24 protein-coding genes and 1 pseudogene are annotated in these 25,506 nt (G+C 66.5%); 6 read left to right on the forward strand and 19 right to left on the reverse strand.

Going from position 1 to position 25,506, the window contains the following annotated elements; all coding sequences use genetic code 11:
• Positions 1-26: 26 nt before the first annotated feature.
• The 8 genes and pseudogenes from M0765_RS28700 to M0765_RS28735 all read right to left on the reverse strand — a co-directional run bounded on the left by M0765_RS28700 (position 27) and on the right by M0765_RS28735 (position 7,820).
• Positions 27-1,076 (reverse strand): NAD(P)-dependent alcohol dehydrogenase, encoded by a 1,050-nt coding sequence (locus M0765_RS28700; protein ID WP_258508045.1) that lies wholly within the window; start codon positions 1,074-1,076, stop codon positions 27-29.
• Positions 1,077-1,109: 33 nt separating this feature from the next.
• Complete coding sequence (locus tag M0765_RS28705) at positions 1,110-2,213, reverse strand: ABC transporter ATP-binding protein (RefSeq protein WP_258508047.1); 1,104 nt, start codon at positions 2,211-2,213, stop codon at positions 1,110-1,112.
• 32 nt (positions 2,214-2,245) lie between these two features.
• Complete coding sequence (locus M0765_RS28710; protein ID WP_258508049.1) at positions 2,246-3,097, reverse strand: carbohydrate ABC transporter permease; 852 nt, start codon at positions 3,095-3,097, stop codon at positions 2,246-2,248.
• A complete protein-coding gene (locus tag M0765_RS28715) occupies positions 3,079-3,957 on the reverse strand; it encodes a carbohydrate ABC transporter permease (RefSeq protein ID WP_258501340.1) in 879 nt (292 codons plus the stop codon). The genes M0765_RS28710 and M0765_RS28715 overlap by 19 nt, the downstream gene beginning before the upstream one ends.
• Positions 3,954-5,231: an ABC transporter substrate-binding protein gene (locus tag M0765_RS28720; RefSeq protein ID WP_258501341.1), complete on the reverse strand. Its 1,278-nt coding sequence runs from the start codon at positions 5,229-5,231 to the stop codon at positions 3,954-3,956. Before M0765_RS28720 ends, M0765_RS28715 begins: the two co-directional genes overlap by 4 nt.
• Before the next feature lie 175 nt (positions 5,232-5,406).
• The gene (locus M0765_RS28725) at positions 5,407-5,937 is read right to left on the reverse strand and encodes a nucleoside 2-deoxyribosyltransferase (RefSeq protein ID WP_258508051.1); all 531 of its coding nucleotides are present in this window, start codon (positions 5,935-5,937) and stop codon (positions 5,407-5,409) included.
• Positions 5,938-5,950: 13 nt separating this feature from the next.
• Positions 5,951-6,901 (reverse strand): AraC family transcriptional regulator, encoded by a 951-nt coding sequence (locus tag M0765_RS28730; RefSeq protein WP_258501345.1) that lies wholly within the window; start codon positions 6,899-6,901, stop codon positions 5,951-5,953.
• Positions 6,898-7,820 (reverse strand): annotated as a pseudogene (locus M0765_RS28735) (AraC family transcriptional regulator). Before M0765_RS28735 ends, M0765_RS28730 begins: the two are co-directional and overlap by 4 nt.
• A 205-nt stretch (positions 7,821-8,025) precedes the next feature.
• Here M0765_RS28735 and M0765_RS28740 point away from each other — a divergent pair.
• Positions 8,026-8,817: a fumarylacetoacetate hydrolase family protein gene (locus tag M0765_RS28740; RefSeq protein ID WP_258501347.1), complete on the forward strand. Its 792-nt coding sequence runs from the start codon at positions 8,026-8,028 to the stop codon at positions 8,815-8,817.
• 13 nt (positions 8,818-8,830) lie between these two features.
• On the opposite strand, the gene pmbA is transcribed toward M0765_RS28740, so the two are convergent.
• Entirely contained in the window at positions 8,831-10,201 is a 1,371-nt protein-coding gene (pmbA, locus tag M0765_RS28745) for a metalloprotease PmbA (protein WP_258501348.1), read from the reverse strand.
• A 104-nt stretch (positions 10,202-10,305) separates the two neighbouring features.
• Here pmbA and yjgA point away from each other — a divergent pair, with 104 nt between their 5' ends.
• Entirely contained in the window at positions 10,306-10,962 is a 657-nt protein-coding gene (yjgA, locus tag M0765_RS28750; RefSeq protein ID WP_258508052.1) for a ribosome biogenesis factor YjgA, read from the forward strand.
• 117 nt (positions 10,963-11,079) lie between these two features.
• The gene (gene mog, locus M0765_RS28755) at positions 11,080-11,664 is read left to right on the forward strand and encodes a molybdopterin adenylyltransferase (protein WP_258501349.1); all 585 of its coding nucleotides are present in this window, start codon (positions 11,080-11,082) and stop codon (positions 11,662-11,664) included.
• Here mog and M0765_RS28760 read toward each other — a convergent pair.
• From M0765_RS28760 to M0765_RS28775, 4 genes are all read right to left on the reverse strand, one after another.
• Complete coding sequence (locus M0765_RS28760) at positions 11,654-14,833, reverse strand: CusA/CzcA family heavy metal efflux RND transporter (protein WP_258501351.1); 3,180 nt, start codon at positions 14,831-14,833, stop codon at positions 11,654-11,656. The genes mog and M0765_RS28760 overlap by 11 nt on opposite strands.
• 9 nt (positions 14,834-14,842) lie before the next feature.
• Positions 14,843-16,225, reverse strand: coding sequence for an efflux RND transporter periplasmic adaptor subunit (locus tag M0765_RS28765; RefSeq protein ID WP_258501352.1), 1,383 nt, complete (start codon positions 16,223-16,225; stop codon positions 14,843-14,845).
• A 15-nt stretch (positions 16,226-16,240) separates the two neighbouring features.
• The gene (locus M0765_RS28770; protein ID WP_258501353.1) at positions 16,241-17,569 is read right to left on the reverse strand and encodes a TolC family protein; all 1,329 of its coding nucleotides are present in this window, start codon (positions 17,567-17,569) and stop codon (positions 16,241-16,243) included.
• A 93-nt stretch (positions 17,570-17,662) separates the two neighbouring features.
• Positions 17,663-18,040, reverse strand: coding sequence for a hypothetical protein (locus tag M0765_RS28775; protein ID WP_258501355.1), 378 nt, complete (start codon positions 18,038-18,040; stop codon positions 17,663-17,665).
• A gap of 162 nt (positions 18,041-18,202) precedes the next feature.
• On the opposite strand from M0765_RS28775, the gene M0765_RS28780 reads away from it, so the two are divergent.
• Positions 18,203-18,880, forward strand: a complete 678-nt coding sequence (locus M0765_RS28780; RefSeq protein WP_258501356.1) for a response regulator — start codon at positions 18,203-18,205, stop codon at positions 18,878-18,880.
• Between the two features lie 30 nt (positions 18,881-18,910).
• Here the strand turns inward: M0765_RS28780 and M0765_RS28785 are convergent, their stop codons facing one another.
• The 3 genes from M0765_RS28785 to M0765_RS28795 all read right to left on the reverse strand — a co-directional run bounded on the left by M0765_RS28785 (position 18,911) and on the right by M0765_RS28795 (position 21,020).
• The gene (locus M0765_RS28785; protein ID WP_258508053.1) at positions 18,911-20,173 is read right to left on the reverse strand and encodes a cation:proton antiporter; all 1,263 of its coding nucleotides are present in this window, start codon (positions 20,171-20,173) and stop codon (positions 18,911-18,913) included.
• 34 nt (positions 20,174-20,207) lie between these two features.
• Entirely contained in the window at positions 20,208-20,546 is a 339-nt protein-coding gene (locus tag M0765_RS28790) for a winged helix-turn-helix transcriptional regulator (RefSeq protein ID WP_258501283.1), read from the reverse strand.
• 243 nt (positions 20,547-20,789) lie between these two features.
• On the reverse strand, positions 20,790-21,020 hold the full coding sequence (locus M0765_RS28795) for a hypothetical protein (RefSeq protein WP_258508055.1): 231 nt from the start codon (positions 21,018-21,020) through the stop codon (positions 20,790-20,792).
• On the opposite strand from M0765_RS28795, the gene M0765_RS28800 reads away from it, so the two are divergent.
• Positions 21,007-21,246 carry a hypothetical protein gene (locus M0765_RS28800; RefSeq protein WP_258508057.1) on the forward strand — a complete coding sequence of 80 codons (240 nt, stop codon included), beginning with the start codon at positions 21,007-21,009 and terminating at the stop codon, positions 21,244-21,246. The genes M0765_RS28795 and M0765_RS28800 overlap by 14 nt on opposite strands.
• Positions 21,247-21,280: 34 nt before the next feature.
• Here M0765_RS28800 and M0765_RS28805 read toward each other — a convergent pair whose 3' ends face one another.
• Positions 21,281-23,560: a heavy metal translocating P-type ATPase gene (locus tag M0765_RS28805; RefSeq protein WP_258508059.1), complete on the reverse strand. Its 2,280-nt coding sequence runs from the start codon at positions 23,558-23,560 to the stop codon at positions 21,281-21,283.
• A 72-nt stretch (positions 23,561-23,632) separates the two neighbouring features.
• Between M0765_RS28805 and cadR the strand changes: the two genes are divergently transcribed.
• The gene (gene cadR, locus M0765_RS28810) at positions 23,633-24,109 is read left to right on the forward strand and encodes a Cd(II)/Pb(II)-responsive transcriptional regulator (RefSeq protein ID WP_258508061.1); all 477 of its coding nucleotides are present in this window, start codon (positions 23,633-23,635) and stop codon (positions 24,107-24,109) included.
• A 43-nt stretch (positions 24,110-24,152) separates the two neighbouring features.
• On the opposite strand, the gene M0765_RS28815 is transcribed toward cadR, so the two are convergent.
• Positions 24,153-24,689, reverse strand: coding sequence for a DUF4256 domain-containing protein (locus M0765_RS28815; RefSeq protein WP_258501288.1), 537 nt, complete (start codon positions 24,687-24,689; stop codon positions 24,153-24,155).
• Between the two features lie 7 nt (positions 24,690-24,696).
• Positions 24,697-25,488, reverse strand: a complete 792-nt coding sequence (gene cysE / locus M0765_RS28820) for a serine O-acetyltransferase (protein WP_258501334.1) — start codon at positions 25,486-25,488, stop codon at positions 24,697-24,699.
• Positions 25,489-25,506: the final 18 nt, after the last annotated feature.

Genomic DNA, 25,506 nt, shown 5'->3' on the forward strand with positions numbered 1-25,506 from the left:
GCGCCTGCCTTGCGGCCGCCGCAGGCTCAGGCCGCTGCAGGCTCGGGAAACTCGATCTGGATCTTCACGTCCGTCGCCTTGCCCGCCGCGGCCTCTTCGAAGGCCTTGATGCCGTCTTCGAAAGCGAAGGTGCGCGAGATGAACGGCTTCACGTTCACCTGCCCCGAGGCGATCAGCGCGAGCGCGCGCGGAAAGATGTTGGCGTAGCGAAAAACGGATTCGATGCGCACTTCCTTCGCCTGGATCGCGACGATGTCGAAGGCCACCTTGGCGGGCGGAATGCCCACCAGCACCAGGCACCCGCCGGGGCACAGCAGGTCGAAGATGCCGTCGAAGGCGCGCGTGCTGCCGCTGGCTTCGAACACCACATTGGCGCCCCAGCCGTCGGTGAGCGTCTTCACGGTTTCCGCAAGGTTGGTGTCACGCACGTTGACCGTGGTCACCGCGGGATTGCCGGCAAACAGCGCCAGCTTTTCAGCAACCAGGTCGGCAAGGATCACGCGCGCCGCACCGCCCGCGAGCGCGGCCAGCGCCGTCATGGCGCCGATGGTGCCGGCACCGACGACAACCGCCACGTCGCCAGGCTTGAGCGCTGCCTTCTTAGCGGCCTGCAGGCCGATGGCCAGCGGCTCGACGATGGCGCCTTCGCCAAAACTCACGTTGTCCGGCAGGCGAAAGGTGAATGCGGCCGGATGCACGACGAAAGGCGTGAGGCAACCGTGGATGGGCGGCGTGGCCCAGAAGCGCACGGCCGGATCGAGGTTGTAGATGCCTTCGCGCGTCGCGCGCGAATCCATCTGCGGAATGCCGGGCTCCATGCACACCCGGTCGCCAGGCTTCAGGTGCGTGACCTCCGCTCCCACTTCGGCCACCACGCCGGAAGCTTCGTGGCCGAGGATCATCGGCTCGTCGACCGTGTAGGGGCCGATGCCGCCATGCTGGTAGTAGTGAACATCGCTGCCGCAAACGCCCACCGTGTGCATGCGGATCTTCACGTCGCGGGGCCCCACGTGCAGGGGAACCTCGACGTCGCGCAGCGTGAGTTCGTGCGCCTTTTCCAGAACAAGTGCTCTCATGTCGATCTTTCGCTAAGGGTGTGCTTGGGGGTTTCAGTGCAAGGGCGTGTCGGCGCGCAGCAGCGAGGCGCCGGTTTCAACATCGAACAGGTGCATCTGCAGCGGGTCGGGCACGAAGCTGACGCGCTCGCGCAGCCGCGGCCCTTGCGCCGAGGGCATCAGCGCGGAAATTTCGCTGCCGTCCGCACCAAAGCTCACCAGCACTTCGTTGCCGAGATATTCGATGAGCTGCACCTCGCCCGAGAAGCCGCCGTTGCGCCCATCGTTCGTGTCGACCTGCAGGTGCGCGGGGCGCACGCCCAGGGTCACGCGCTCGCGCCCCTCGAGCGCGAACCGGCGCGCGTCCACCTGCACGCTGCCGCCCCGGCCGCTCAGCTCGCAGCGCCCGCCAAGGTCCCTGACCGCCATCTCGACGAGGTTCATCGGCGGTGTGCCGATGAAGCCGGCCACAAAGGCCGAGCGCGGCCGTTCGAAGATCTCCTTGGGCGAGCCCACCTGCTCGATGCTTCCGTCGCGCAGCAGCACGATGCGGTCGGCCAGCGTCATCGCCTCGTGCTGGTCATGCGTCACGTACACGGTGGTGGTCTTCAGTGCCTGGTGCAGCCGGGCGATCTCGATGCGCATGTGGTTGCGCAGCTTGGCATCGAGGTTGGACAGCGGCTCGTCGAACAGGAAGACCTTGGGCGTCTTGATCATGGCGCGCGCAATCGCCACGCGTTGCTGCTGGCCGCCCGAAAGTTCCGCCGGCTTGCGCTGCAGATAGCGCTCCAGCCCGAGCGTGTCGGACACCTCCTTGATGCGGCTGTCGATCTCGGCCTTGGGCACCTTCAAGCGCTTGAGGCCGAAGGCAATGTTGTCGCGCACCGTCATGTGCGGATAAAGCGCGTAGTTCTGGAACACCATGGCAATGCCGCGCTCCTGCGGCGGCAGGTCGTTCACGCGCCGGCCGCCGATCAGCAGGTCGCCGTCGCTGATTTCTTCCAGCCCCGCCAGCATGCGCAGGATGGTCGACTTGCCGCAGCCCGAAGGCCCGAGGAACACGACGAACTCGTTGTCCGACACTTCCAGGTCGAACTGGTGCACGACCTGCGTGTCGCCGTAGCGCTTGATGATGTTGTTGCAGCTGATCGCGGACATGGTCTGCCTTCCGGAAAGTTGATCGGCCCGGCTCATGCGCCGTCCCTTTTGCGCTTGAACGCGGCGTTGAGAAAGCCGCTGAGCACCCCGACCATCAACAGCGGCGGCAGCGACAGCAGGATGACGGAGGCATTCAGAATGCCCCAGGGCACGTCGCGCCCCAGCTGGCTGAGCTCCGAGGCGACGATGGGCAGCGTCTTGGCGTCCGAGGTGGTGAGCATCAGCGCAATGAGAAACTCGTTCCACACCAGCACAAAGCCGAAGGCAATGGCCCTGATGAGTGAACGAGCTGCAATCGGCAGCGACACGCGAAAGAAGATGGCGTAAGGCCCGTAGCCGTCGACCCTGCCGGCCTCCTCCACCTCTTTGGGCACCGCCTTGAAAGCCGGAATCGCCAGCCAGATCACGGTGGAGAGCGTGAGCAGCGTGTAGGTCACGATGAGCGCAATGCGGGTGTCGTAGAGCTCCAGTTGCAGCCAGATCACCATCAGCGGAATGGCGACAGCCACCGGCGGCAGGAATCGCATCGACAAGACGAAGAACTGGATGTCGTTGGCCCAGCGCAGCGGATAGCGCGCCAGCGCATAGGCGGCAGGCAGCCCCAGCACTGCGCCAATGACCACAGCCGAGCCGACCACCACCAGCGAGTTGACCAACCCGCTGGCCACGGAATCGCGGCCAAGCACGTAGAGGTAGTTTTCGAGTGTCGGCGTGAAGACGAACTTGGGCACCGCCGAGACGATGTCCACCCGGTTCTTGAACGAGTTGATGAACGTCCACAGCACCGGCACCAGCGCCGAGAGCCCCGCGCCCACCAGCACCAGGCGCGCGAGCAGCGTGCCAAGGGAGAACGGCTTCTTCTTGTTCACGAGGGTCGCGTCCATTTCCAGATGTAGGTGAATGCCACGGTCGAGGCGACCATCATCAGCACCGCCATGCTCGAGGCGTACGAAATGCGGCCCGACTCGATGAAGCCCTGCGAGAACGCGTACATGTCCAGCGTTTCTGTGGAAATGCCGGGCCCGCCGCGCGTCATCACGTAGATCAGGTCGAACGCGCGCAGCGACTCGACCATCTTCACGAAGGTCAGGCTGATGAGCGGCGCCTTCAGCATCGGCAACGCCACGTAGGCGTAGACCTCCCACGTCTTCGCATGGTCCATGCGCGCGGCCTCGAAAGGTTGCGGCGGCAGCGTTTCGAGCAGCTTGAGCACGATGACGGCAAAGAACAGCCCCCACTGCCACACGTCCACGAAGGCCACGGTCAGCAGCGCCGTCACCGGGCTGGCAAGCAGGTCCAGCGGCTCGCCGGTAATCGCCTTGTACGGCCAGGTCAACAGGCCGAACAACGGATGGAAGGCAAATTTCCATACGAAGGCGGCCGACACGCGCGGCAGCAGCACCGGCACGATGAACAGCATCGACAGCACGTTGCGCCAGCGCGGTGTCGCGCATTGGAAGAGCAGCACGCCCAGCAGCACGGCCAGGCCCATGGTGGCGCTGACGGTCAGCACTTCCCACGTCAGCGACACACCCACCGAGTTCAGGAAGCGCCGGTCCAAAAACAGCTGGACATAGTTCGACAACCCCACCCAGCTCGAATCGGCCTGCCCCAGCTCACGGTCCTGCAGCGAGATGACGATGGCAAACAGCGTGGGAACCAGCGCCAGAACCGCCAGCACCAGCAGCCCCGGCCCGATGAAGACGGCCGGGAGCCTTGTCTTGTTGCGCCTTGTCTTCTTCACTTCTTGCGTCGCGCGATCAGCTGCCTGGCGTAGGCGTCGAGTTCGTCCAGCCCGCCCTTGATGTCGCTGCGCGAACCGGTGATCAGTTCTTCGAGAATGATTCCCCAGCGGTCGCCCAGGTCGGGCCAGGCCGCGTCCTGCCAGAAGTTCACCGCCGTGAGCTTGCCGGTGTCCGCCAGCGCCTTGCCCAGGTCGGCGCCGTAGCGCTTGGCGAACTCGGGGCTGCCGAGCACGCTGGTGCGGTTCAGTTCGCCGAACTGGCCTTCGGCAAGGCGACGCTGCTCGTTCTTCTTGGAGGTGGCCCAGGCGATGAACAGGCCCGCGCACTTCTTCGCCTCTTCTGTCTTGTTGGCCTTGGTGCCGATGGCCAGCCCGTGGCCGTAGCCGCCGCCGGTCAGCGGCGAAGGCGGCGGCAGGTAGGCCACCTTGCCGATCACGGTAGACATCTTCGGGTCGAGCGCGTTGCCCGCCAGCGGTGTCGATTCGATCAGCATCGCCACCTTGCCGGCCAGGAATGCGCCCGTGGACTCGTCCCATCCACCGGTCTTCGTGCCCGGCGCCGAATACTTGAACAGTTCGAGATAAGTCTGCGTGGCCTTCACCGCCGCAGGCGAGTTGAACACCGGCTTGTCGCCGTCGAACCACTGGCCGCCGTTGCCGCGGAAGAACGGCATCCAGCGCCATACGTTGGCGCCCGAGCCGCGCTGGCCGCGCAAGGCCACGCCGTAGATCCCGTTGGCGGGGTCGTTGAGCTTCTTCGCGGCGGCGACAAATTCCTCCAGCGTGGCCGGTGGCTTGATGCCGGCCTTTTCGAGCAGGTCCTTGCGGTACACCAGCAGGTCGCCGCCACCGGTGAGCGGCGCGAACCAGGCCTCGCCGCCGAAGGTGGCCACCTTCTGCCGGCCGGGGTCGAAGTCCGCGTAGTCGTAGTCGGCCGGGTAGTACTTCGCTAGCGGCGCAATCCATTTCGACTGCGCGAACAGCGGCACATTGGCCTCGTCGACGTAGTACACGTTGTACTTTCCGACAGTGGAAGCGTCGGCGCGCGTCTTGGTGCGGCGGTCGTTCTCGTTGAGGTTGTCGATGCTGAAGGAGGCGCCGCTCAGGCTCTTGAACTCGTCCTTGTACTTTTCGAGCAGGGTCAGGCCGTCGCGGGGCTGCGACAGCACGCGCACGTCTTCCTTGCAGACCTGGGCCTGCGCCTGACCCCAGGTGGCCAGCGCTGCCAGCAGCATGGTGCCGGCCGTGATGCGGCGTGTGGTTCGAGTCGACATCGTTCGTCTCCTAGTGGCTTGTTGTGGATTGCCGGCAACTTGCCGGCGCGTGGACGGCAGAAGCAGGAGGGACGAAGCGTATGCAGCCGATGCCCGGCGCTGCGTACACGCAGACCGGTTGACTGATATTTTTATGACCAGCCGGCTCGGGGTTTTGCCGGGGGTCAGGGTTGTATCAGGCGAGCAGTTCCGCCATCTTCGACAACGCCGCCTCGGGCGTCGGCGCAATGTGGATCGAGCAGGCCAGCATGAGGTTCAGCGGCTGTCCGAAGTCCTCGACCGCAATGCCGCTGCCGTTTTCGCGCAGCACGCCGGCCGGATCGACCGCGCATGGCAAGGCGGACCTGGCGCGGTCCGCATAGCTGCCTTCCGGAACGCCGTAGGCCACGACCGGAATGCCGAGCGCCACCGCGGCGCCAACCTCGAACACCGTGCCCGAATCGGGCTCCAGTCCACGAAAGCACGCCAGATTGGCCACCACGCCGTCGGCACCGCGAAGGCGCAGCATGTTGGCCTCGTAGATGCGCTTTTCGGGAGCTTCGGCGCTCAGCTCCTCGTTGCCGTCGGCCGGCAGCAGGGCCGCAAGCCCCAGCGCCTCGCAGGCCGCTGCAAGCCGCACGAAGTGGTCCCGCGCGTCGGGGCGAAAGACGTCCGGCCCCGCCAGGTAGATGCGCGGGCGTGACGGGGGTTGAGGGTCTTCTTTCATGGACTGCGCATTTTCAAGCCACGGCAGCAACCGGCGTGTTCTGCGCCGTGCGAAGTCCGAACCGGTCTTGCGCCTGGTGCCGGTAAGCCGAGGGTGTCATGCCCTTGAGCTGAAGAAAACGCCGGTTGAAATTGGCGAGGTTCGAAAAGCCCACCTCATAGCAGATGTCGCTCACCAGCCGGTCGGACACTTGCAGCATCTCGCAAGCTTTCGAAATGCGCAGACGGGTGACGAAGTCGGTGAACGTGCTGCCCATGTGCTTGTGAAAGTAGCGCGAGAAGCTGCTTTCGGCCATGTTGGCCACCGCGCACACCGCCGGCAGCGAGAGGTCTTCGGTGAGGTGCTGGTCGAGGTAGTCGAGCACGCGGCGCATGCGCGAGTTGGCGCTCGGGTCTTCGCCCAGCGGGCCTGCGGCACTCGAAATCTGGCGATAGTCTTCCCAGTTGGCGAGCTCGTGCAGCAGGCCGATGAACTCCGACAGCCGGGCCAAACCCTCCTGCGCCTGAACACGCGCAAAGCGCTCCCGCACACGCTCGCCGACACCGAAGAACTCGACGCCGAGCTTCGCGCGGTCGAGCATCGGCAGCACCGCCTCCAGCTCGGGGAACAAGCCCACGCCCTTGCGCAGCGGCTCGTCGCGAAAATGAATGACCATGCTGCGATCGGCAATGCCCTCGGGCGGCACGCCGTCCGAGATCCAGGTGTGCGGCAGGCGCCCGCCCACAAGCGCCACGTAGCCGGGCTCGAAGCGTCCGATGTGGTTGCCGACATAGGCATCGCCGCTGCTGCGGTTGATGATCTGCAGTTCGTACTCGTCGTGGTAGTGCCAGCAGTCGAACGGCCAGGGCACGCCGTGCTGCAGGCAGCGCACGGAGCTCCCGCCCGCCGGCTCGAATCCGAGCCGCGGATCGCGCATGAGTTCATGTTCGAGTTCCGGCTTTCGCGCGGTGTGGTGTCTGCTCATGGCATCTCTCGGGGGTGGCTTGCTTGCCTGTCAGGCCCTGTCGCCTTGCCAAGCCCGGCATCGGCCTGGCTGCGAAACTGCCGCGGCGTCACGCCGTTGCGCAACCTGAACCGGCGGCTGAAGTACACCGCGTCGCCAAAGCCGCACTGCCGCGCGATGTCGGCAATGCGCGCGTTCGACGTCAGCAGCAGTTCCTTCGCGCGCTCCAGGCGGCGTTCGGTCACCAGTTCGGTGAAGGTGCGGTGGGTCTGCTTCTTGAGCAGGTGCGCAAGGTAGTTGGGCGACAGCATGGCGGCCGCGGCGGCATCGTTGAGCGACATCTCTTCGCCCAGGTGCTCGCGCACATAGCGCATCACGCGCTGGAGCGCATCGCGGCTCGAGCAGCGGCCGGTCCGCAGCGCGGCCTGCGCGAGCAGCTGCGCCTCGTGCCGGCTGCAGGCCAGGCCCATCAGCTGCAGCAGAATGCCGCGGATCGCGCCCACGCTGCCGAAGCGCCGCTCGCGGTTCAGCACGGCAAGCTCTTCGAGCCAGCCGAGGATGCGCGCGAAATCGGCGTCGCCGAAATGAAAGTCCATGTACTCCTGGAACAGGAAGGGCGCGAGCTCGGGCTGGCGCGACACGGGCACCTCTTCGAGGTCGAGCGCCTCGACCGGCAGCTCGGGCCAGAGAAACCCCTGGTCGAAGTTCACGATGGCATAGCGGGCGCCGGGGGGTGCGGCACCACGTGCACGCGGTAGGGCAGCACAAAGCTCAGGTGCCCGGCAGTGAACGGGCGCACCGCCCCGCCCACCACCTGCTGCGAGCCGCCATGGATGCTGACCTGGATCTGGAAATACTCGTGCCGGTGCGGCCGCGCCAGCACGTCCCGCGCGCCTTCGAAGCGGATGTCGAAGTCGAGATGGTTCGCGCGCTCCTGCATGCCGTAGAGGCGAAGGCTGGATTGAAGGGCCGACATGGCGCGATGGTAAGCCTTTGCCCCGGGCCTGCCGAGCGGCGGCGGGTGTTGTTTGCGTCCTGTTTTTGCGTAGATGCGTGCGGTAGCGCCGCGCCAGCGCGCTCCAGAATGGCCCGGCTGGCCTCGGCCGGTTTTCATCGCCCAACAAAAGACTCAGGAGACAAAAATCATGTCCAGTTCACGACGCGGGCTGCTGGCCGGCTCTGCCGCCATGGCGGCCGGCGCAGTTGCCGGTTGCGCCCTGCCGGCCGGCGCATCGCGGGCGCCGCAAACGCCCTTCACGGTTGCGCAGACCACGGTTCCGATCGTCGGCAGCGAGCAGGCGTTTCCGGTGCGGCGCATCTACTGCATCGGCCGCAACTATGCGGCCCACGCGCGCGAAATGGGCTCCGACCCGACCCGCGAGCCGCCGTTCTTCTTCCAGAAGCCGGCGGACGCGATCCAGGTCGTGATGCCCGGCACCGTGGCCGACCATCCGTACCCGACGCTCACCAAGAACTATCACTACGAGGTGGAACTGGTCGTGGCCCTTGCCAAGGGCGGCCGCAACATCGCGCCCGCGGATGCGCTGGGGCTGGTCTACGGCTATTCGCTCGGCCTGGACATGACCCGCCGCGACCTGCAGCGCGAAATGGGCGACCAGAAAAAGCCCTGGGAAATCGGCAAGAGCTTCGACCATTCGGCGCCCATCGGCCCGATTCATCCGGTGGCGAAGGTCGGGCACTACACCGACGGGTCGATCTGGCTCAAGGTGAACGGCCAGACCAAGCAGAACGCCACGCTCAAGCACATGATCTGGTCGGTGGCGGAGCAGATCAGCCGCCTGTCGCAGGCGTTCGAGCTGATGCCCGGCGACATCATCTATTCGGGCACGCCGGAAAACGTGGGCCCTGTGGTGCGCGGCGACGTGATCGAGATCCACATCGACGGGCTGCCGAACCTTTCGGTCCGGATCGTCTGAGGAATTGGCCGGCTCAGCTGCCGGCCACCTTCATGCGGTTGACCAGCACCGAGCCCGTGGTCTTGGCGCCGAAGGTGTAGGCATCGGCGCCAATGGCCTCGATGCCCATCAGCATGTCCTTCAGGTTGCCGGCGATGGTGATCTCCTGCACCGGAAAGGCGATGCGCCCCTTCTCGACCCAGAAGCCGCTGGCACCGCGCGAATAGTCGCCGGTCACGTAGTTCACGCCCTGCCCCATCAGCTCGATCACGAAGAGGCCCGTGCCCAGCTTGGCGAGCATGGCGTCCAGGTCGTCGCCGGCCTTGGTGAGGCGCGAACTCAGCGTGAGGTTGTGCGAGCCGCCGGCGTTGCCGGTGGTTTTCATGCCGAGCTTGCGGGCCGAATAGGTCGACAGGAAGTAGCCTTCGAGCCGGCCGGCATCCACCACCTTGCGCGCGCGGGTTTTCACGCCTTCGTCGTCGAACGGCGAGCTGCCCTTGCCGCGCGGGATGTGCGGGTCTTCGGCCACGTCCACGTGCTTGGGCAGCACCGGTTTACCGAGCGAATCGAGCAGGAAGGTGCTCTTGCGGTAGAGCGCCCCGCCGCTCACGGCCTGCACCAGCCCGCCCAACAGGCCCACGGCCAGCGGCGACTCGAACAGCACCGGGCATTCGGTGGTCTTGATCTTGCGCGACTTCAGCCGGCTCAGCGCCCGCTCGGCGGCGTAGCGGCCCACGGCTTGCGGGCTGGCCAGCTCGTCGGCCGAGCGCATGGAGCTGTACCAGGAGTCGCGCTGCATGTCGTCGCCCTTGCCGGCGATGGGTGCAACCGAAATCGAATGCCGCGAACTGGCGTAGCCGCCGCGAAAACCGTGCGTGTGGGCGCTGAAGAAGTGGCTCTGCTGGGCCGAAACGCCCGCGCCTTCGCTGTTGGTGATGCGCTTGTCGGTCGAAAGCGCCGCGGCTTCGCATTCCAGCGCCAGCTTGGCGGCCTGCTCGCTCGTCACGTCCCAGGGATGGAACAGGTCGAGTTCGGGGTGGTCCTTGGCAATGTCTTCCTCGTCGGGAAGGCCGCTCACCGGGTCTTCGGCCGTGAAGCGGGCAATGTCGTAGGCCGCTTGCACGGTCTGGGCGATGGCGGCCTCCGAAAAGTCGGAGGTGCTGGCGTTGCCGCGGCGGTGGCCCACGTAGACCGTGATGCCCAGCGACTTGTCGCGGTTGCGCTCCACGTTTTCGAGCTCGCCTTTGCGGACCGAGACGCTGAGGCCGCAGCCCTCGGAGGCCTCGGCGCCGGCATCGGTTGCACCGAGCTTTTTGGCGTGGGCCAGGGCCGAGTCGACCAGGTTTTCGAAGAAGGAGCGGCTGTAGGCGAAGCCGGAATCGGCGCGCGAGGAAGATGTCGTCATGTGGTGGCTATGATACTTGCGCCCCCTATTTTCCGTTTCCCCCGGCTCGCCCATTTGCATTGCACGCGTTGCAACGCTGCACGTGGCGGCCCAGAATCCACCCCATGTCCCGCAAACCCAAAAAAGGCTATTTCGTCCGTGGCCAGTTCGTTGCCGAAGGCAGCGAGCTCGACCTGGAGCTCAAGCGCGAGCTCAAGGGCACCGACGAAGCCAGCCGTACCGACCTGAAGCGCGAAAGCGACGAACTGCAAAAGCTGGGCACCGAACTTCTCGGCCTGCGCGCCGGCCTGTTCGACGCGCTGCCGCTGGACGAAAAGCTGATCGACGCCGTGGCCGAGGCCAAGCGCATCACCAATTTCGAGGGCAAGCGCCGCCAGATGCAGTTCATCGGCAAGCTGATGCGCAAGCTCGAGCCCGAAGTGCTGGAGGCCGTGAAGCAGGCCCTGGCCGAGCAGAACACCGTGCCCGCGGCCGAAGCCGCCGCCCTGCACGAGGCCGAACGCTGGCGCGACCGGCTGATTGCCGACGACGACGCGCTGGGCGGCTGGATCGAAACCCACCCCGGCACCGATTCGCAGCAGCTGCGCGCCCTGGTGCGCCAGGCCCGCAAGGACCTGAAGGCCGGCCCGCCGGGCGAAGCGCCGCGACAGGGCAAGGCTTACCGCGAGATCTTCCAGCTGGTGCGTGCGCAGCTGGCGGTGCATGGCGGTGCGGACCACGCTGCGGCGGCCGCCGCGCAGGACCGGGAAGAGGACGCATGAGCCACTTGCCTTTCTCCCTCCTCCCGGGGAGGGCCGGGGTGGGGGCAAGCGGCGCATCCATCAGGCACCCTGGCTGCCCCCATCCCAACCTTCCCCGGAAGGGGAAGGATCAACACCATGAGCACACCTGACTCCATCCGCATCGGCATCGTCTCCATCAGCGACCGCGCCTCCAGCGGCACCTACGAAGACAAGGGCCTGCCTTCGCTGAAAGAATGGCTCGGCCGCGCGCTGAAGAACCCGATCGATTTCGAAGCGCGGCTCATTCCCGACGAGGCGGCGCTCATCAGCGCCACACTGATCGAGCTGGTGGACGCCGGCTGCTCGCTGGTGCTGACCACCGGCGGCACCGGCCCGGCCCTGCGCGACGTAACGCCAGAAGCCACGCTGGCCGCGGCCCACAAGGAAATGCCCGGCTTCGGCGAACAGATGCGCCAGATCAGCCTGCGCTTCGTGCCCACGGCCATCCTGTCGCGTCAGGTGGCGGTCATCCGCGACAAGAGCCTGATCATCAACCTGCCGGGGCAGCCGAAGTCGATTGCGGAAACGCTCGAAGGGCTGAAGGATGCCGACGGCAAGCAGCTCGTGCCGGGCATCTTCGCGGCGGTGCCCTATTGCATCGACCTGATCGGCGGGCCGTACCTGGAGACCGACGATTCGGTCTGCAAGGCCTTCCGGCCGAAGTCGGCCATCAGGAACTGAGAACCCGGGCTTCGCGCCCGGCTTCCTCGTCGCGCCGGTGCGCCATGCGGTACAGCAGCGGCAGCACCAGCAACGTCAGAGCAGTCGACGACAGGATGCCGCCGATCACCACCGTCGCCAGCGGCCGCTGCACCTCGGCGCCGGTGCCGGTGGCAATCGCCATCGGCACGAAGCCCAGCGAAGCCACCAGCGCTGTCATCAGCACCGGCCGCAACCGCGTGAGCGCACCTTCGCGAATTGCCGCATCGAGCGGCAACCCGCCCTCGCGCAGGTTGCGAATGAACGAAATCATCACCAGCCCGTTGAGCACCGCCACGCCCGAAAGCGCGATAAAGCCCACCGCCGCCGAAATCGACAACGGTATGCCGCGCAGCCACAGCGCCACGATGCCGCCCGTGAGCGCGAACGGAATGCCGGTGAACACCAGCAAGCCGTCCTTCAGGTTGCCGAACATCGCGAACAGCAGCGTGAACACCAGCAGCAGCGACACCGGCACCACCACCTGCAGCCGCTCGGTGGCCGAGGCCAGGTTTTCGTATTGGCCGCCCCATGCGGTCCAGTAGCCCGGCGGAATGCTCACCTTGCGCATGGCCTCTTCGGCCTCGGCCACGAAGGAGCCGAGGTCGCGGCCACGCACATTGGCGCTCACCACGATGCGGCGCTTGCCGTCCTCGCGGCTCACCTGGTTGGGGCCCGGCGCAAGCTCCAGCGTTGCCACCTCGCCCAGCGGAATGAAGCTGGTGCGCTGCTGAGCCTCGGCGCCAGCGCCCCTGGGCAGTGCGATCGGCAAGCGCTTGATCGCCTCCAGGTCGGTGCGCAGGTTTTCGGGCAGGCGCACGAGGATGTCGAAGCGCCGGTCGCCCTCGAACAGCGTGCCCGCCTCGCGGCCGCCCACTGCAATGGAAATCGCCTCTTGCACCTCGCCCACGTTGAGGCCGTAGCGCGCGGTCTTGTCGCGTTCGATGTTCACGGTGAGCATCGGCAGGCCGGTGGTCTGCTCGACCTTCACTTCTGCGGCACCTGAGATCTTGCTCAACGTTTCCGACACCTCGGCCGCCGTCTTGTCCAGCACCGCCATGTCGTCGCCGAAGATCTTCACGGCCACGTCGCTGCGCACACCCGAGATCAGTTCGTTGAAGCGCAGCTGGATCGGCTGCGAGAACTCGTAGTTGTTGCCCGGCAGCTTTTCAACCTCTTCCTGCACTGCGGCCAGCAGCTCGGCGCGAGTGCGGCGAGATGCACCTTGAGGCGCCGGCCACTCGCTCTCGGGCTTCAGCATGATGTAGCCGTCGGAGATGTTCGGCGGCATGGGGTCCGACGCAATCTCGGCCGTGCCGGTGCGCGCGAACACGCGCTCGATCTCCGGAAACTTTTCTTTCAGCGTGCGTTCGATCTGCTTTTGCATTTCGACCGACTGCGTGAGGCTGGTGCCCGGTATACGCAGCGCCTGCACCGCAAAGTCGCCCTCGCCCAAGCTCGGCACAAACTCCGTGCCCAGCCGCGTGGCCAGCAGGCCCGAAAGCACCACCGCGACACAAGCCATGGTGATGACCAGCGGCTTGGCCGTCATCACGCGCGCCAGCAGCGGCTCGTAGCCGCGCCTGGCCCACTGCATCAGGCGGTTTTCCTTCTCGCTCACCCTGTTGCCGATGAAGAGCGCCACGGCTGCCGGAATGAAGGTGATCGACAGGATCATCGCGCCCAGCAGCGCAATCACCACGGTGAAAGCCATCGGGTGGAACAGCTTGCCCTCCACGCCCGTGAGCGCAAAGATCGGCAGGTACACGATCATGATGATCAGCTGGCCGAACAGCAGCGGTCGGCGCGCCTCCTGAGAGGCCGCGAACACTTCATGGAAGCGCTCGCTGCGCGTGAGCGGCCGCCCGAGCTTTGCCTGCGCATGCGCGAGGCGCCGCACGCAGTTCTCCACGATCACCACCGCCCCGTCGATGATGATGCCGAAGTCCAGCGCGCCCAGGCTCATGAGGTTGGCGCTGACCTTCTGGTTCACCATGCCGGTGAAGGTGAACAGCATCGACAGCGGAATGACCAACGCCGTGATGAGCGCCGCGCGGATGTTGCCGAGAAAGAGAAACAGCACCGCGATGACCAGCACCGCGCCTTCGAAGAGGTTCTTCTTCACCGTGGCAATGGCCTTGTCGACCAGCACGGTGCGGTCGTACACCGTGACCGCCTTCACCCCGGCGGGCAAGGTGCGGTTGATCTCCTGCATCTTTTTATCGACCGCCTGCGACACGGTACGGCTGTTCTCGCCGATCAGCATGAACACCGTGCCCAGCACCACCTCGCGGCCGTTGTCGGTGGCGGCGCCGGTGCGCAGTTCCTGGCCGATGCCCACTTCGGCCACATCCCGCACGCGCAGCGGAATGCCGTTGGCGTTGCCCAGGATCACGTTGCCGATGTCTTCGGCCGACTTGGCCTGCCCCGGCACACGAATGAGGTACTGCTCGCCGCGCTTCTCGATGTAGCCCGCGCCCACGTTGGCGTTGTTGCGCTCCAGCGCGGTGACCAGCTCGGTCATGGTGAGGCCGTGCGCCAGCAGCTTGGCGGGATCGGGCGCAACCTGAAACTCCTTGGCGTAGCCGCCGATGGAGTTGATCTCGGTCACGCCCTTCACGTTGCGCAGCTGCGGCTTGATGATCCAGTCCTGGATCTCGCGCAGGTCGGTCGGCGTGTAGGGCGTGCCGTCGGCCTTCCTTGCGCCCTCGTCTGCCTCCACCGTCCAGAGATAGATCTCGCCGAGGCCGGTCGAAATGGGCCCGATCACCGGCGAGATGCCGGCCGGCATGCTCTCGCGCGCCGACTGGATGCGCTCGTTCACCAGCTGGCGCGCAAAGTAGATGTCGGTGCCGTCCTCGAAGATCACCGTCACCTGCGAAAGGCCGTAGCGCGAAAGCGAGCGCGTCTGCTGCAGGCCGGGCAGGCCGGCCATCACCGTCTCGATGGGATAGGTCACGCGCTGCTCGGCCTCGAGCGGCGAATAGCCCGGTGCGGCCGTGTTGATCTGCACCTGCACGTTGGTGATGTCTGGCACGGCGTCGATAGGCAGCTTCTGGTAGCTGAAGATACCGAGCGCGGCCATGCCGAGCACGGCCAGCAACACCAGCCAGCGCTGTTCGATGGAAAACCGGATGACTCGTTCGAACATGCGGCGTCCTCAGTGGGTGTGCGTGGCAGAGCTCTTGCCCTGCTGCGACTTGACGACGAAGCTGCCGCTGCCCGCATGGGCTGCGCCGGGCGCAAGGCCACCCACGATCTCGATGCGCTGGCCGTCGCTGCGGCCGGTCTGCACATGCTGGGGCACAAAGCCGCCTGGCACTCGCAGGAACACGGTCGGTTTGTCTTCCACCGTTTGCACGGCTTCGGCCGACACCGCCACTGGGGCGTTCGCTTCGGACGAAACCAGCTCCACGTTCACGAACAGCCCTGGCCGCCACATGCGCTGCGGGTTGGTCAGGGTGACGCGCGCAGTGGCCGTGCGCGTTTGCGCGCCGATGAGCGAGCCCACGTACGACACCGTGCCGCTGGCCGCCTGCTCGAAGGCGCTCGATCGAATGGTCGCCGGCTCGCCGATGCGCACCAGGTTCAGCTGGTTGGCGGCCACGCTGATCTCGGCCCACACGGTCGAAAGATCGGAAATGGTGAACACGCTGGCGTCTTCCTTCACCGCTTCGCCGAGCGAGATGTGCTTTTCGACCACCATGCCGTCGAAGGGTGCGCGCAGCTCGTAGCGGCCCAGGGCCGACGAGGCCGGCGTGGCGCCCAGCGCCAGCAGCTTCTGGTTGGCGTTGGCCACGGCAATCTGCGCCTCCTGCATGGCCTGCTCCGCCTGCAGGTAGTCCTGCTGGGCAGAAATCTTTTCTTCCCACAGCTTCTTCTCGCGCTGGTAGGTGGTGCGGGCCAGCTCGAGCCGGCGCTGCGCCGTCTGCAGCTCGCTGCGCTGCTCCGACAGCGCCGGGCTGGAGAGCACGGCCAGCACCTGGCCGCGCTTCACTTCCTGCCCAAGGTTGGCCGATACGCTTTCGACCACGCCGCCCACGCGCGGCACCACGTGGGCGAGTCGGTCCTCGTTGAACTTGATCTCGCCCGGCAGTTGCAGCAACGACTTGATGCGCGCGGGGCCGGCGTTCTCCACAGCCACGCCCGCGGCCTTGATCTGCTCGTCGGTGAAGGCGATCTTTCCCTCCTGTTCGTTGCGCCCTTCCTTGCGCCCTTCCTTGCGCCCTTCCTTGTGCTCTTCCTTGTGCCCTTCCGTGTGCTCGCCCTTCTTCTCTTCCTTGCCGTCCTCGCCGGAGGCGTGGCCATGCCCGTGGTCATGGTCATGGCCGTGGTCCTTCTCTTCTCCCTTGCCTTCTTCCTCATGGTGCTCGCCCTCGGCATGCTCGGCCGCTTCCGAATGCCCCAAGCCTTCAGGCTTGGCCGGCGCGGTACGCAAGATCAGCGCGCCTGCGGCGATGCCGGCGACCAGCACGACCACGATCGCCATCCATTGCTTCTTGCCGATGCGCCCCGCGGGCGTGTTTCGCTCTTCCGTATTCATGATGTGGTTTCCTTGTCAGCGTGCGGCATCCGCCGTACGCGGGGTTTCGTCGGCCTCGGTGCCCAGCAGCCGGTCTAGCTCGCTGGCCGCGCGATGCGCGTCGGCCACGGCCATCAGGTACTGGTTGCGCACCTGGAAGTGCGTGCGCTGCGCATCGAGCGCTTCGAGAAAGCTGAACTTGCCGAACTCGAAGCCCTTGGCGGCAGCCTTGTAGGCGGCCTCGGCGCCGGGCAGTGCATCGCGCTGCAGCGTCTCGGCGGCGGCGCGCGCCGAACGCAGGCGCTCGGTGGCTTGCGCCACATCGGCACCCAGCTGCAGCTCGGCCGCGGCAAGGTCGTCCCGCGCCTTCTCTTCGCGGCTCAACGCCTCGGCCACGTTGCCGCGGTTGGTGTCGAAGATTGGCAGCGGTACCGACACGCCCACCACCACCTGGTTGCGGCCGTTGCTGCTGCCCATGCCTTCGTCGGCCGGCACACGCTTGGCGCCGAGCGACACGGTGACGTCGGGCACGCGCCGCGCCTGCTCCAGTTGCGAAAGCGCCTGGCGCCGCTCGACCTCGAGCCGTGCCTGGCGCAACATGGGCGCCGCGGCAAGCCGCCTCTCCACGTCCTGCGCCAGTGCAAGCGGCGGCGGCCGATCGACCGCACCCTCTGCCTGCGTGAAGCGCGGATCGGGGTTGCCCCACAGCGCGGCGACCTGGCGGCGCGCCGAGCGCAATGCGCCCTCGGCCTGCTGCAGTTCGACCTGGATGCCGGCCTCTGCCACGCGCGAGCGCGTCTCTTCGAGCGGCGGAACCTTGCCCGCCGCCACGCGGTTGGCGGCTGCGCGGGTGGCCGCTTGCGCAAGGCCCAACGAATCCTGCATCAGCCGCAGGCGCTCCTGCGCAGCCAGCACGTCGAAGAACAGCGTGATGGTCGATGCACGCAGCTCCGAACGCCGCGCAAGCAACGCCGATGCGGCCTGGTCGCGCGCACGTTCGGCCGCCGCCACGCGGGCTGCGCGCTTGCCGCCCAGCTCGACGGGCTGGCTCAGCAGCAGCGTGGTGGTGCGGTTGCCCCGGCGCAGGTCTTCCACCTGCGCCTCGAGCACGGGGTTAGGCCATGCGCCCGCCTGCAGCACGGCGGCATCGGTGGCCTCCTGCTCGCGCGCGGCGGACGAAAGCCCGGGGTTGGCCCGTTGTGCGAGCGCGATGGCGCTGCGCAGGTCCAGCGGGCCCGCGGGCTCCACTGTTCTTGCAGCAGCCTGCCGCAGCAGCGGCGAAGGATTGGAACCGGCATCGGTTTGTGAAAATGCCGGGGGCGCCGCCAAGGCCATGACGGCCAGCGGCACGAAGAGCGTGCGCATCGAATTCTCCTGGGTTGCAAAACAACGGGCGAGGGAATTCGGCGAGAGCTCAGCTGATGCGGGGTATCAGGGGTAGGGTTGTCTCTCGCCGAATCAAGCGGCGAGAGGTCTTGCAGGGCGCACAGGCACTTCGGAGATATGCGAGACAAAGTGCTCCGCTCGCATGACACGCAATGCCCGCGCGAGCGCAGGCAGGCCTTGCCCCTGCTCTGCCGCTGACGGCAGATGCTGCGCATGGCCCAGGTGGCAGGCCGCGCAGTCGCCGAGCACGGCGTTGGGTTGCGTGCCCGGGCTCTTCTGCGTGTCGTCGGCACGGGTACCGCCGTGGCTGCCCGCCTCGGACGGGTGCTCATGGTGGCCCCAATGGCGGGGCTGCACATCGCGCTCGTGCTGGCAATACGCCGCAGATGCCGCCCAGCTGAACTGGAACGGCAGCAGGAACAGCAAGAAGATCTGGAGCCAGCGGCGCATGGTTCCAAAAGTATATCGGCGGCACGTGGCACGGCTCCTGCATTGCCCCTTCGAGTCGCAGGCCCGCGGCGCAATGTATGACACGGGGCCGGCGCCCAGTCCGTCGTTCGAAACGACAGGTTCGCACCCGCCTTCCACCCACCCCCCAACTAACATCCGTCGATGCGAATTCTGGTCATTGAGGGCGAGCCCCAGCTCGGCGATGAGCTGAAGAAGGGCCTGGAGGAAAACGGGTACGCAGTCGACATTGCGCGCGATGGCGCCAAGGGCCGCTACCTTTCCGCGCAGCACGACTACGCGTTGATCCTGCTCGACGCGGTGCTTCCCGGTGCCGACGGCTTTGCGCTGCTGCGCGCGCTGCGGCGGACCAGCACCGTGCCCGTGCTGGTGCTCACGGCGCGGGACAAGGTCGAAGACCGGGTGAACGGCCTGCGGCTGGGCGCAGACGATTACCTGGTGAAGCCCTTCGCCTTGCCGGAGCTGCTGGCGCGCGTACGCATCCTGGTTCAACGCGGCAAGCCGAACGAGCCGACCACCTTCCGGCTGGCTGACCTGGAACTCGACCTTGCAAGCGGCAAGTGCGTTCGCAACCACCGGCGCATCGAACTCACGGCAAAGGAGTCCGCGCTGCTGGCGGTGCTGCTGCGCAACAGGGGGCATATCGTCTTGCGCAGCACGCTCGCCGAAGAAGTGTGGGACAGCACGCTCGACAGCGACACCAACGTGCTCGAGGTGGCCATTCGCAGGCTGCGCGCCAAGATCGACGACCCTTTCGACCTGAAGCTGCTGCACACGGTGCGCGGCAGCGGCTACGTGCTCGAAGACCGTTCCTGGCCTTGAACACGCATGCTGGGCCGTACCCGCTGTTGACTAGGGCTCTGCGCGGGCCGGCGTTTCGTCTGCGGCGGCGGGCGCCTTGGTGCGGCCCATCACCAGGTTGATCAGCGGCCCCGTCATCGCGGTAGTCACCAGCGCCATCACCAGCAGCATGGTGAAGAGCTCGGGCCCGATCAAGCCGGCGTCCAGGCCGATCTTCATCACGATGAGCTCCATCAGCCCGCGCGCATTCATGAGCGAACCGGTGGCAAGGCTGTCGCGCCATCCGTAGCCCGCCATGCGCGCGCCGATGGCCCCACCGGCCAGCTTGCCGATGGTGGCCACGCCGACGATCAGCAGCATTGCGCCCACGCTCGCGCCCGTAAAGGCATTGGCGGTGGTTCCCAGCCCCGCCAGCGCGAAGAACAGCGGCATCAGCACCACGATGGAAATCGGCTCGATGCGCTCGGTGAGCGAATTCAGCAAACGGTCGTCGCGCGGCAGGCAGGCGCCGAACAGGAAGGCGCCGAACACGGCATGCAGGTGCAGCCATTCGGTTGCCAGTGCGCACACCAGGAGGCCGATCATCAGCGAGGCCATCATGGTGGTCGAAGGCTCGCCGTTGGGCGCGCGCGTGCGCAGCAGCCATGCGAAGGCCGGCTTCATGCCGAAGAACAGCACAGCCAGCAGCACGACCACGCCTGCCGTGGTCTTGAGCAGGCCGGTGTAGCCCTCGCCCGCGCCCGCGAGGGCCACCACCAGCGCCAGCAAGATCCACGCGAACACGTCGACCACCGCCGCCGCGCTCAGCGAAAGCTGGCCGAATGGCGTGCGCGTGAGCCCGCGGTCTTTCAGGATGCGCGCCATCACAGGAAACGCGGTTATCGAAAGCGCCGCTGCCATGAACAGCGCAAACGGCCAGAAGCCCACCCCCGCCGGCGCCAGCGACGGATGCAAGGCCGGCGAGATTGCAATGCCCAGCACCATCGGCACGGCAACGCTGAGCGCCCCCACGTAGCCGGCGGCCTTCAGCTGCGCGCGCACGCCCTGCGCGGCCCGCAGTTCGAGCCCCACCACGAACATGAAGAGCACCAGGCCCACCGTCGAAAGCGACGACAGCCCCTCGAGGTGGCTCTTGGAGAAAAGCTGCGCATGCAGCGAAGGAAACAGCGCCCCCATGACGACCGGCCCGAGCATGAGGCCGGCCGCCATTTCGCCGACCACGCTCGGCTGGCCCACGTGGCGAAGCACCCAGCCGCAGATGCGCGCTGTGCTCAGGATGACGATGAGTTGCAGCAGGAGAGAGGTGGCGGACATGGACCAGAGCGCGGGTGAAGGGGAATACGCGATGTTAGTTTTGTTCAGACGCTTCGAACCAACGATCGGCCCATTGATTGAGCGGCTTGAGCCGCTTGACGAGTTCACCGCCCGATTCGGTCAGCACGTAGCCCGCGTCGGCCAGCGCAACGATGCCGCCCGCGCGCAGTTCCTTGAGCCGGTCGTTCAGCACCGAGGGCGACATGTCACCCGTGCTCACACGCAAGGCCCTGAAGCTTTGCGGCATGCCATCGCGCAGTTCCCACAAGATGCGCAGCGTGCCCTTGCGGCCCAGTTGCTCGAGCAGCCGCATCACCGGTCGGCGCGATGCAGCAGGGGCCATTGGTTCATGCGGGGCTTCGGCTTTGCTCATGAGGCGAGTTTCAAAAAATCAGGTCCTGGGCTTCTCTTGCGCTACGCATTTCGTAGCGATAGACTGCAAACGTCGCTACGCTTTTCGTAGCGATTTGAACCGCATTCTACGAAGGATTCGACCATGACGACCCTCGCGGCAACAGACAACAGCGCGCCCCGCATCCGGCCGCTCGAAGCGCCTTACCCCGAACCGATTGCCGACCTGCTGGCGCGAATGAACCCGCCCGGAAGAGCAGAAGTTCTAGCGCTGTTCCGCGTGCTGGCCATCAACCCCGAACTGGCCGAGCGCACGCTGGGACTCGGCCGCTATCTTCTCGGCCGCAAAGCCGCAATCGACCTGCGCGACCGCGAGGTGGTGATCACGCGCGTGTGCGCGCTGCGGCGCGGAGTACGAATGGGGTGTGCACATCGCGGCGTTTGGCGATGCAGCCGGTTTCAGCGCCACCGACAGGCGCGTGATGGCCTCGGTCACCGAAGACCTCGAACTGCTCGCACCCCGGGACCGCCTGCTGGTTCAGCTGGTCGATCAGCTGCACGACACCAGCCATGTGGACGACGCGCTGTGGGAGGCTCTGGGCGCCCACTGGAGCCCACCGCAGCTCATCGAGCTGATGATGCTTGCGGGCTGGTACCACGCCGTGAGCTACGTGTGCAACGCGGCGCGCGTGCCGCTTGAAAAATGGGCCGCACGCTGGTGAGGCCAGGCTTTCGATCGCCTGCTCCCCGGTAGCCTCAGCCGCCGTCACTCGCCTTCGGCATGCGCATCAACCGCAGTCCGTTGGCCACCACCAGCAGGCTCGCCCCCATGTCCGCGAACACCGCCATCCACATGGTGGCGCTGCCGAACACCGCAAGCACGAAGAACACGCCCTTGATGCCCAGCGCCAGCGTGATGTTCTGCCACAGCACCGAGTGCGCCCGGCGCGACAGGCGAATGGTCTCGGGCAGGCGGCGCAGGTCGTCGTTCATGATGACCACGTCCGCCGCCTCCATGGCCGTGTCGGTGCCGGCGCCGCCCATTGCAAAGCCGATGTCCGCCTGGGCGAGCGCGGGCGCATCGTTGATGCCGTCGCCCACCATGCCGGCCACGCCGTGGCGCTGCTGGAGCGCCTTGACAGCGTCGAGTTTTTCTTCGGGCAGCAGGTTGCCACGCACGTCGTCGATGCCCGCATGCGCGCCGATGGCCCGGGCCGTGGCGGCGTTGTCGCCGGTCAGCATCACGGGCGTGACGCCGAGCGAGCGAAGCTCGGCCATGGCGGCCTGCGAAGAGGGCTTGATGGTGTCGGCCACCGCAAACAGCGCGAGCACCTCCTGGCCGGAGGCCAGCAGCGTGACGGTGCGCCCGGCTTCTTCATGGCGCTTCAGCTCGGCTTCGAGCGCCGGGGTGCACAGCCCCCGCTCCTCGATCAACCGATGGTTGCCGAGCACATAGGCTTGGCCCCCGTGCGTGGCCTGTACGCCGCGCCCCGGCAGGGCCGTGAAGTCTCCGACCTCCAGCGCTTCGATCTCCAGGCCCTCGGCAATGGCCTTGGACACGGGGTGATCAGAACGGCTTGCGATGCTTGCCGCAACCGCAAAGACCGCATCCTTGTCAGCCGCGGTCCCGATCAGGCTCGACTCGACCAGCCGCGGCTTGCCTTCGGTGATGGTGCCCGTCTTGTCGAGCGCCACCGCCTTCAGCTTGCGCGCCTCTTCGAGGTAGGTGCCGCCCTTGATCAGAATGCCGCGCCGCGCCGCCGAAGCCAGCGCGCTCACCACGGTGACGGGCGTCGAAATGACGAGCGCGCAAGGGCACGCGATGACCAGCAGCACCAGCGCCTTGTAGACGGCCTGCAGCCAGGTCCAGCCCATGAGCCAGGGCGTGAGCACCGCCACGGCAATGGCCAGCACGAAGACAGCGGGCGTATAGACCGACGCGAACTTGTCGACGAAGCGCTGCGTGGGCGCACGTGAGCCTTGCGCCTCTTCGACCGCATGGATGATGCGGGCCAGCGTGGTGTTGGCTGCCACCGCCGTCACGCGGAATTCAAGCGCGGCCGTCTGGTTGATGGTGCCCGCGAACACCGCATCGCCAGCCGACTTGTCGACCGGAATGCTCTCGCCGGTGACGGGTGCCTGGTCGATGGCGCTGGTTCCCTGGGTGACGACGCCGTCCAGCGGCACGCGCTCGCCGGGGCGGATGCGCACAACGGCGCCCAGCGCCACGGTGTCGGCCTTCGCCGTATTCCAGCTGCCGTCGGGCTGCCGCACCTCGGCCTGCTCGGGCGCCAGCGCCAGCAGCCCCTGGATGGCATTGCGCGCGCGATCGACGGCACGGGCCTCGATCATTTCGGCAATGGCATAGAGCGCCATCACCATCGCGGCCTCGGGCCATTGGCCTATCAGGAAGGCACCCGTCACGGCCACGGCCATCAGTGCATTGATGTTCAGCCGCCCGCGCACCAGTGCCGCAAAGCCCTTCTTGTAGGTATCGAGCCCGGCCAGGCCGATGGCTCCGAGCGCAAGCGCCATCTCCATCGCAGTGAACCCGGCGCCCTCCGGCGCGAGAAAGGAAATCGTCTCGGCCGCGATGGCCAGCACCAGCGCGGCAACCAGCCGCATAAGTTCCGGCGTCATGAAGCCGGTGGCGCGCGCCGTTCCGTCGGCGGCAGGCTGCCCGCCCGCCACGTCGTTCAGCGGCTCGGGCTTGAACCCCGCCTTGCGAATGGCGGCCAGCGCATCGGGCAACGTGGCCTCATCGGCCGTAATGGCCATGGTGCGTTCGCCGAGCCGGAAGCGCAGCCCGCTGATGCCCTGAACGGGCTCGAGCGCGCGCCGGATTTCCGACTCTTCCACGGCGCAGTCCATCGTGGGAATACGAAAGAGCAAGGCGCCCTTCGGAACATCGGCGGTGTCGACAGCTGCGATGGGGGCGGCGGTCGTTGATCCACACGCGGAGTTGCCGCAGCAGGCCGTTTCGGCAGGCGCGTGGGCGTGCGGCGCCAAGGGTTTCAGGGCATTCTGGTTCGTCATGAAGACAATTGGAAACCCTGAAGCAGGTGTAGAGTCAAACGACAAATTCCTTCACTTCGTTCTTGCCGCATCATGAAAATCGGAGAACTGGCCAAGGTCGCGAACACGCCGGTCGAAACCATCCGCTATTACGAGCGCGAGCAGCTGCTGCCCGAGCCGGCGCGCACCGAAGGCAACTACCGCATCTACGACGACGAGCACGCGCAACGGCTGGGCTTTATCCGCCGCTGCCGTTCGCTGGACATGACGCTCGATGAAATCCGCAGCCTGCTGCGGTTCCGCGATGCGCCGGGCGAAGACTGCGGCCAGGTCAACCAGCTGCTGGACGACCACATCGGCCACGTGGCCGCCCGCATCTCGGAACTGAAGCTGCTGGAAAAGCAGCTGAAGGCGCTCCGCCAGCAATGCTGCGGGGCCGAGTCGGCGCAGAACTGCGGCATCCTGCAAGAGCTGGACACCGCCACGCTCGCCACGGAGCCCTTCGGGCAGCACGCGGGGCATGTGCACGGCTCGCTGCACAGCAGCACATCCGCCAAACGCTCGTCTTGATATGCCCTGACGTGATCAGGGCGCGATCACATCGACCGCGTGCTCACACGCGAAGCAACCCGCGAAAGCCTCTTGCCGCGTAGTAAGACTGGGCACCGTTGTGATACACGAACACCTTGCCATAGCGGTAGTCGCCGAAGAGCGCTCCGCCAAGTGAGCGAACGTCAGGCGGCGTCTTGATCCAGCTGGAAGTCTTCGCATCGAACTTGCCGAGCTTCTGCAGCTCCCGGTACTGCTCTTCCGTCAACAGCTCGATGCCCATGGCGGCCGCCATGCCGAGCGCGTTGTCCTGCGGCTTGTTTTCCTTGCGCGCGTCGAGCGCCTCACGGTCATAGCAGAGGCTCCGGCGGCCTGTCGGGCTCTCGGGGGCGCAGTCGCAGAACACGATTTGCCCGGTTTTCTTGTCCTGGCCGATCACGTCCGGCTCACCGCCGGTTTCTTCCATGGCGCCAATCGACTTCACCGCAGCGGGGTTGCTTTCGAGCCTTGCCTGAACGTCGGCCCATGCGACGCCCTTGTGGCGTTGCATGTGCTTCTCGAAGCGGGCTTGCAATGTCTGGAGCAGTTCTTGCGTCTTCATGGTTCTGCTATTTGCCTATGAGCTGGGTGAGCTTCTCCGCCTCGAAGCTCTCGTCGCGCGCCGCGTCGCAGGGCACGCAGTCCTTGGTGCCGGGGTGCGCGGACAGCTTCTCGATGGCCTGCCAAAGCAGCGCGATCTGGTGCTCCTGCCCCGCGGCACTGTCGATCAACCCGCGCATGGCCTGGCTGAGCGGGTCGTCCTCCTGCGTGATGCCGTAGGCCGAGAACTTCTGCGGCGCAGCGACATCGGCGCTCTCGCCCGCCTTCGACGGAATGATGCGCGCGGGAATGCCCACCGCCGTTGCCCCGGCAGGCACCGGCTTAATGACCACCGCGTTGCTGCCGATCTTGGCGCCGTCGCCAACCTCGAAGCCGCCCAGCACCTTGGCGCCCGCGCTCACCACCACGTTGCGCCCCAGCGTCGGGTGGCGCTTGGCGCCCTTGTAGAGCGAGGTGCCGCCCAGCGTCACGCCCTGGTAGATGGTGCAGCCGTCGCCGATCTCAGCGGTTTCGCCCACCACCACGCCCATGGCATGGTCGAAGAACACCCGCTCGCCGATCTTGGCGGCCGGGTGAATCTCGATGCCCGTGAGCCAGCGGGCCACATGCGCGATAAAGCGGGCCGGCCACTTGAAACCGTGCGTCCAACAAGCGTGCGCCCAGCGATGCAGCACCACGGCATGAAAGCCGGGGTAGACCGTGATCACTTCCCAGGCGCTGCGCGCGGCCGGGTCGCGTTCGAGGATGCACCGGATGTCGGCGCGCAAACGAGAGAACATCGCTGCCTTTGTTGTCGTTATATCGATAGGGGCCGCGCA

It is taken from the genome of Variovorax sp. S12S4, assembly GCF_023195515.1.
Classification (GTDB): domain Bacteria; phylum Pseudomonadota; class Gammaproteobacteria; order Burkholderiales; family Burkholderiaceae_C; genus Variovorax.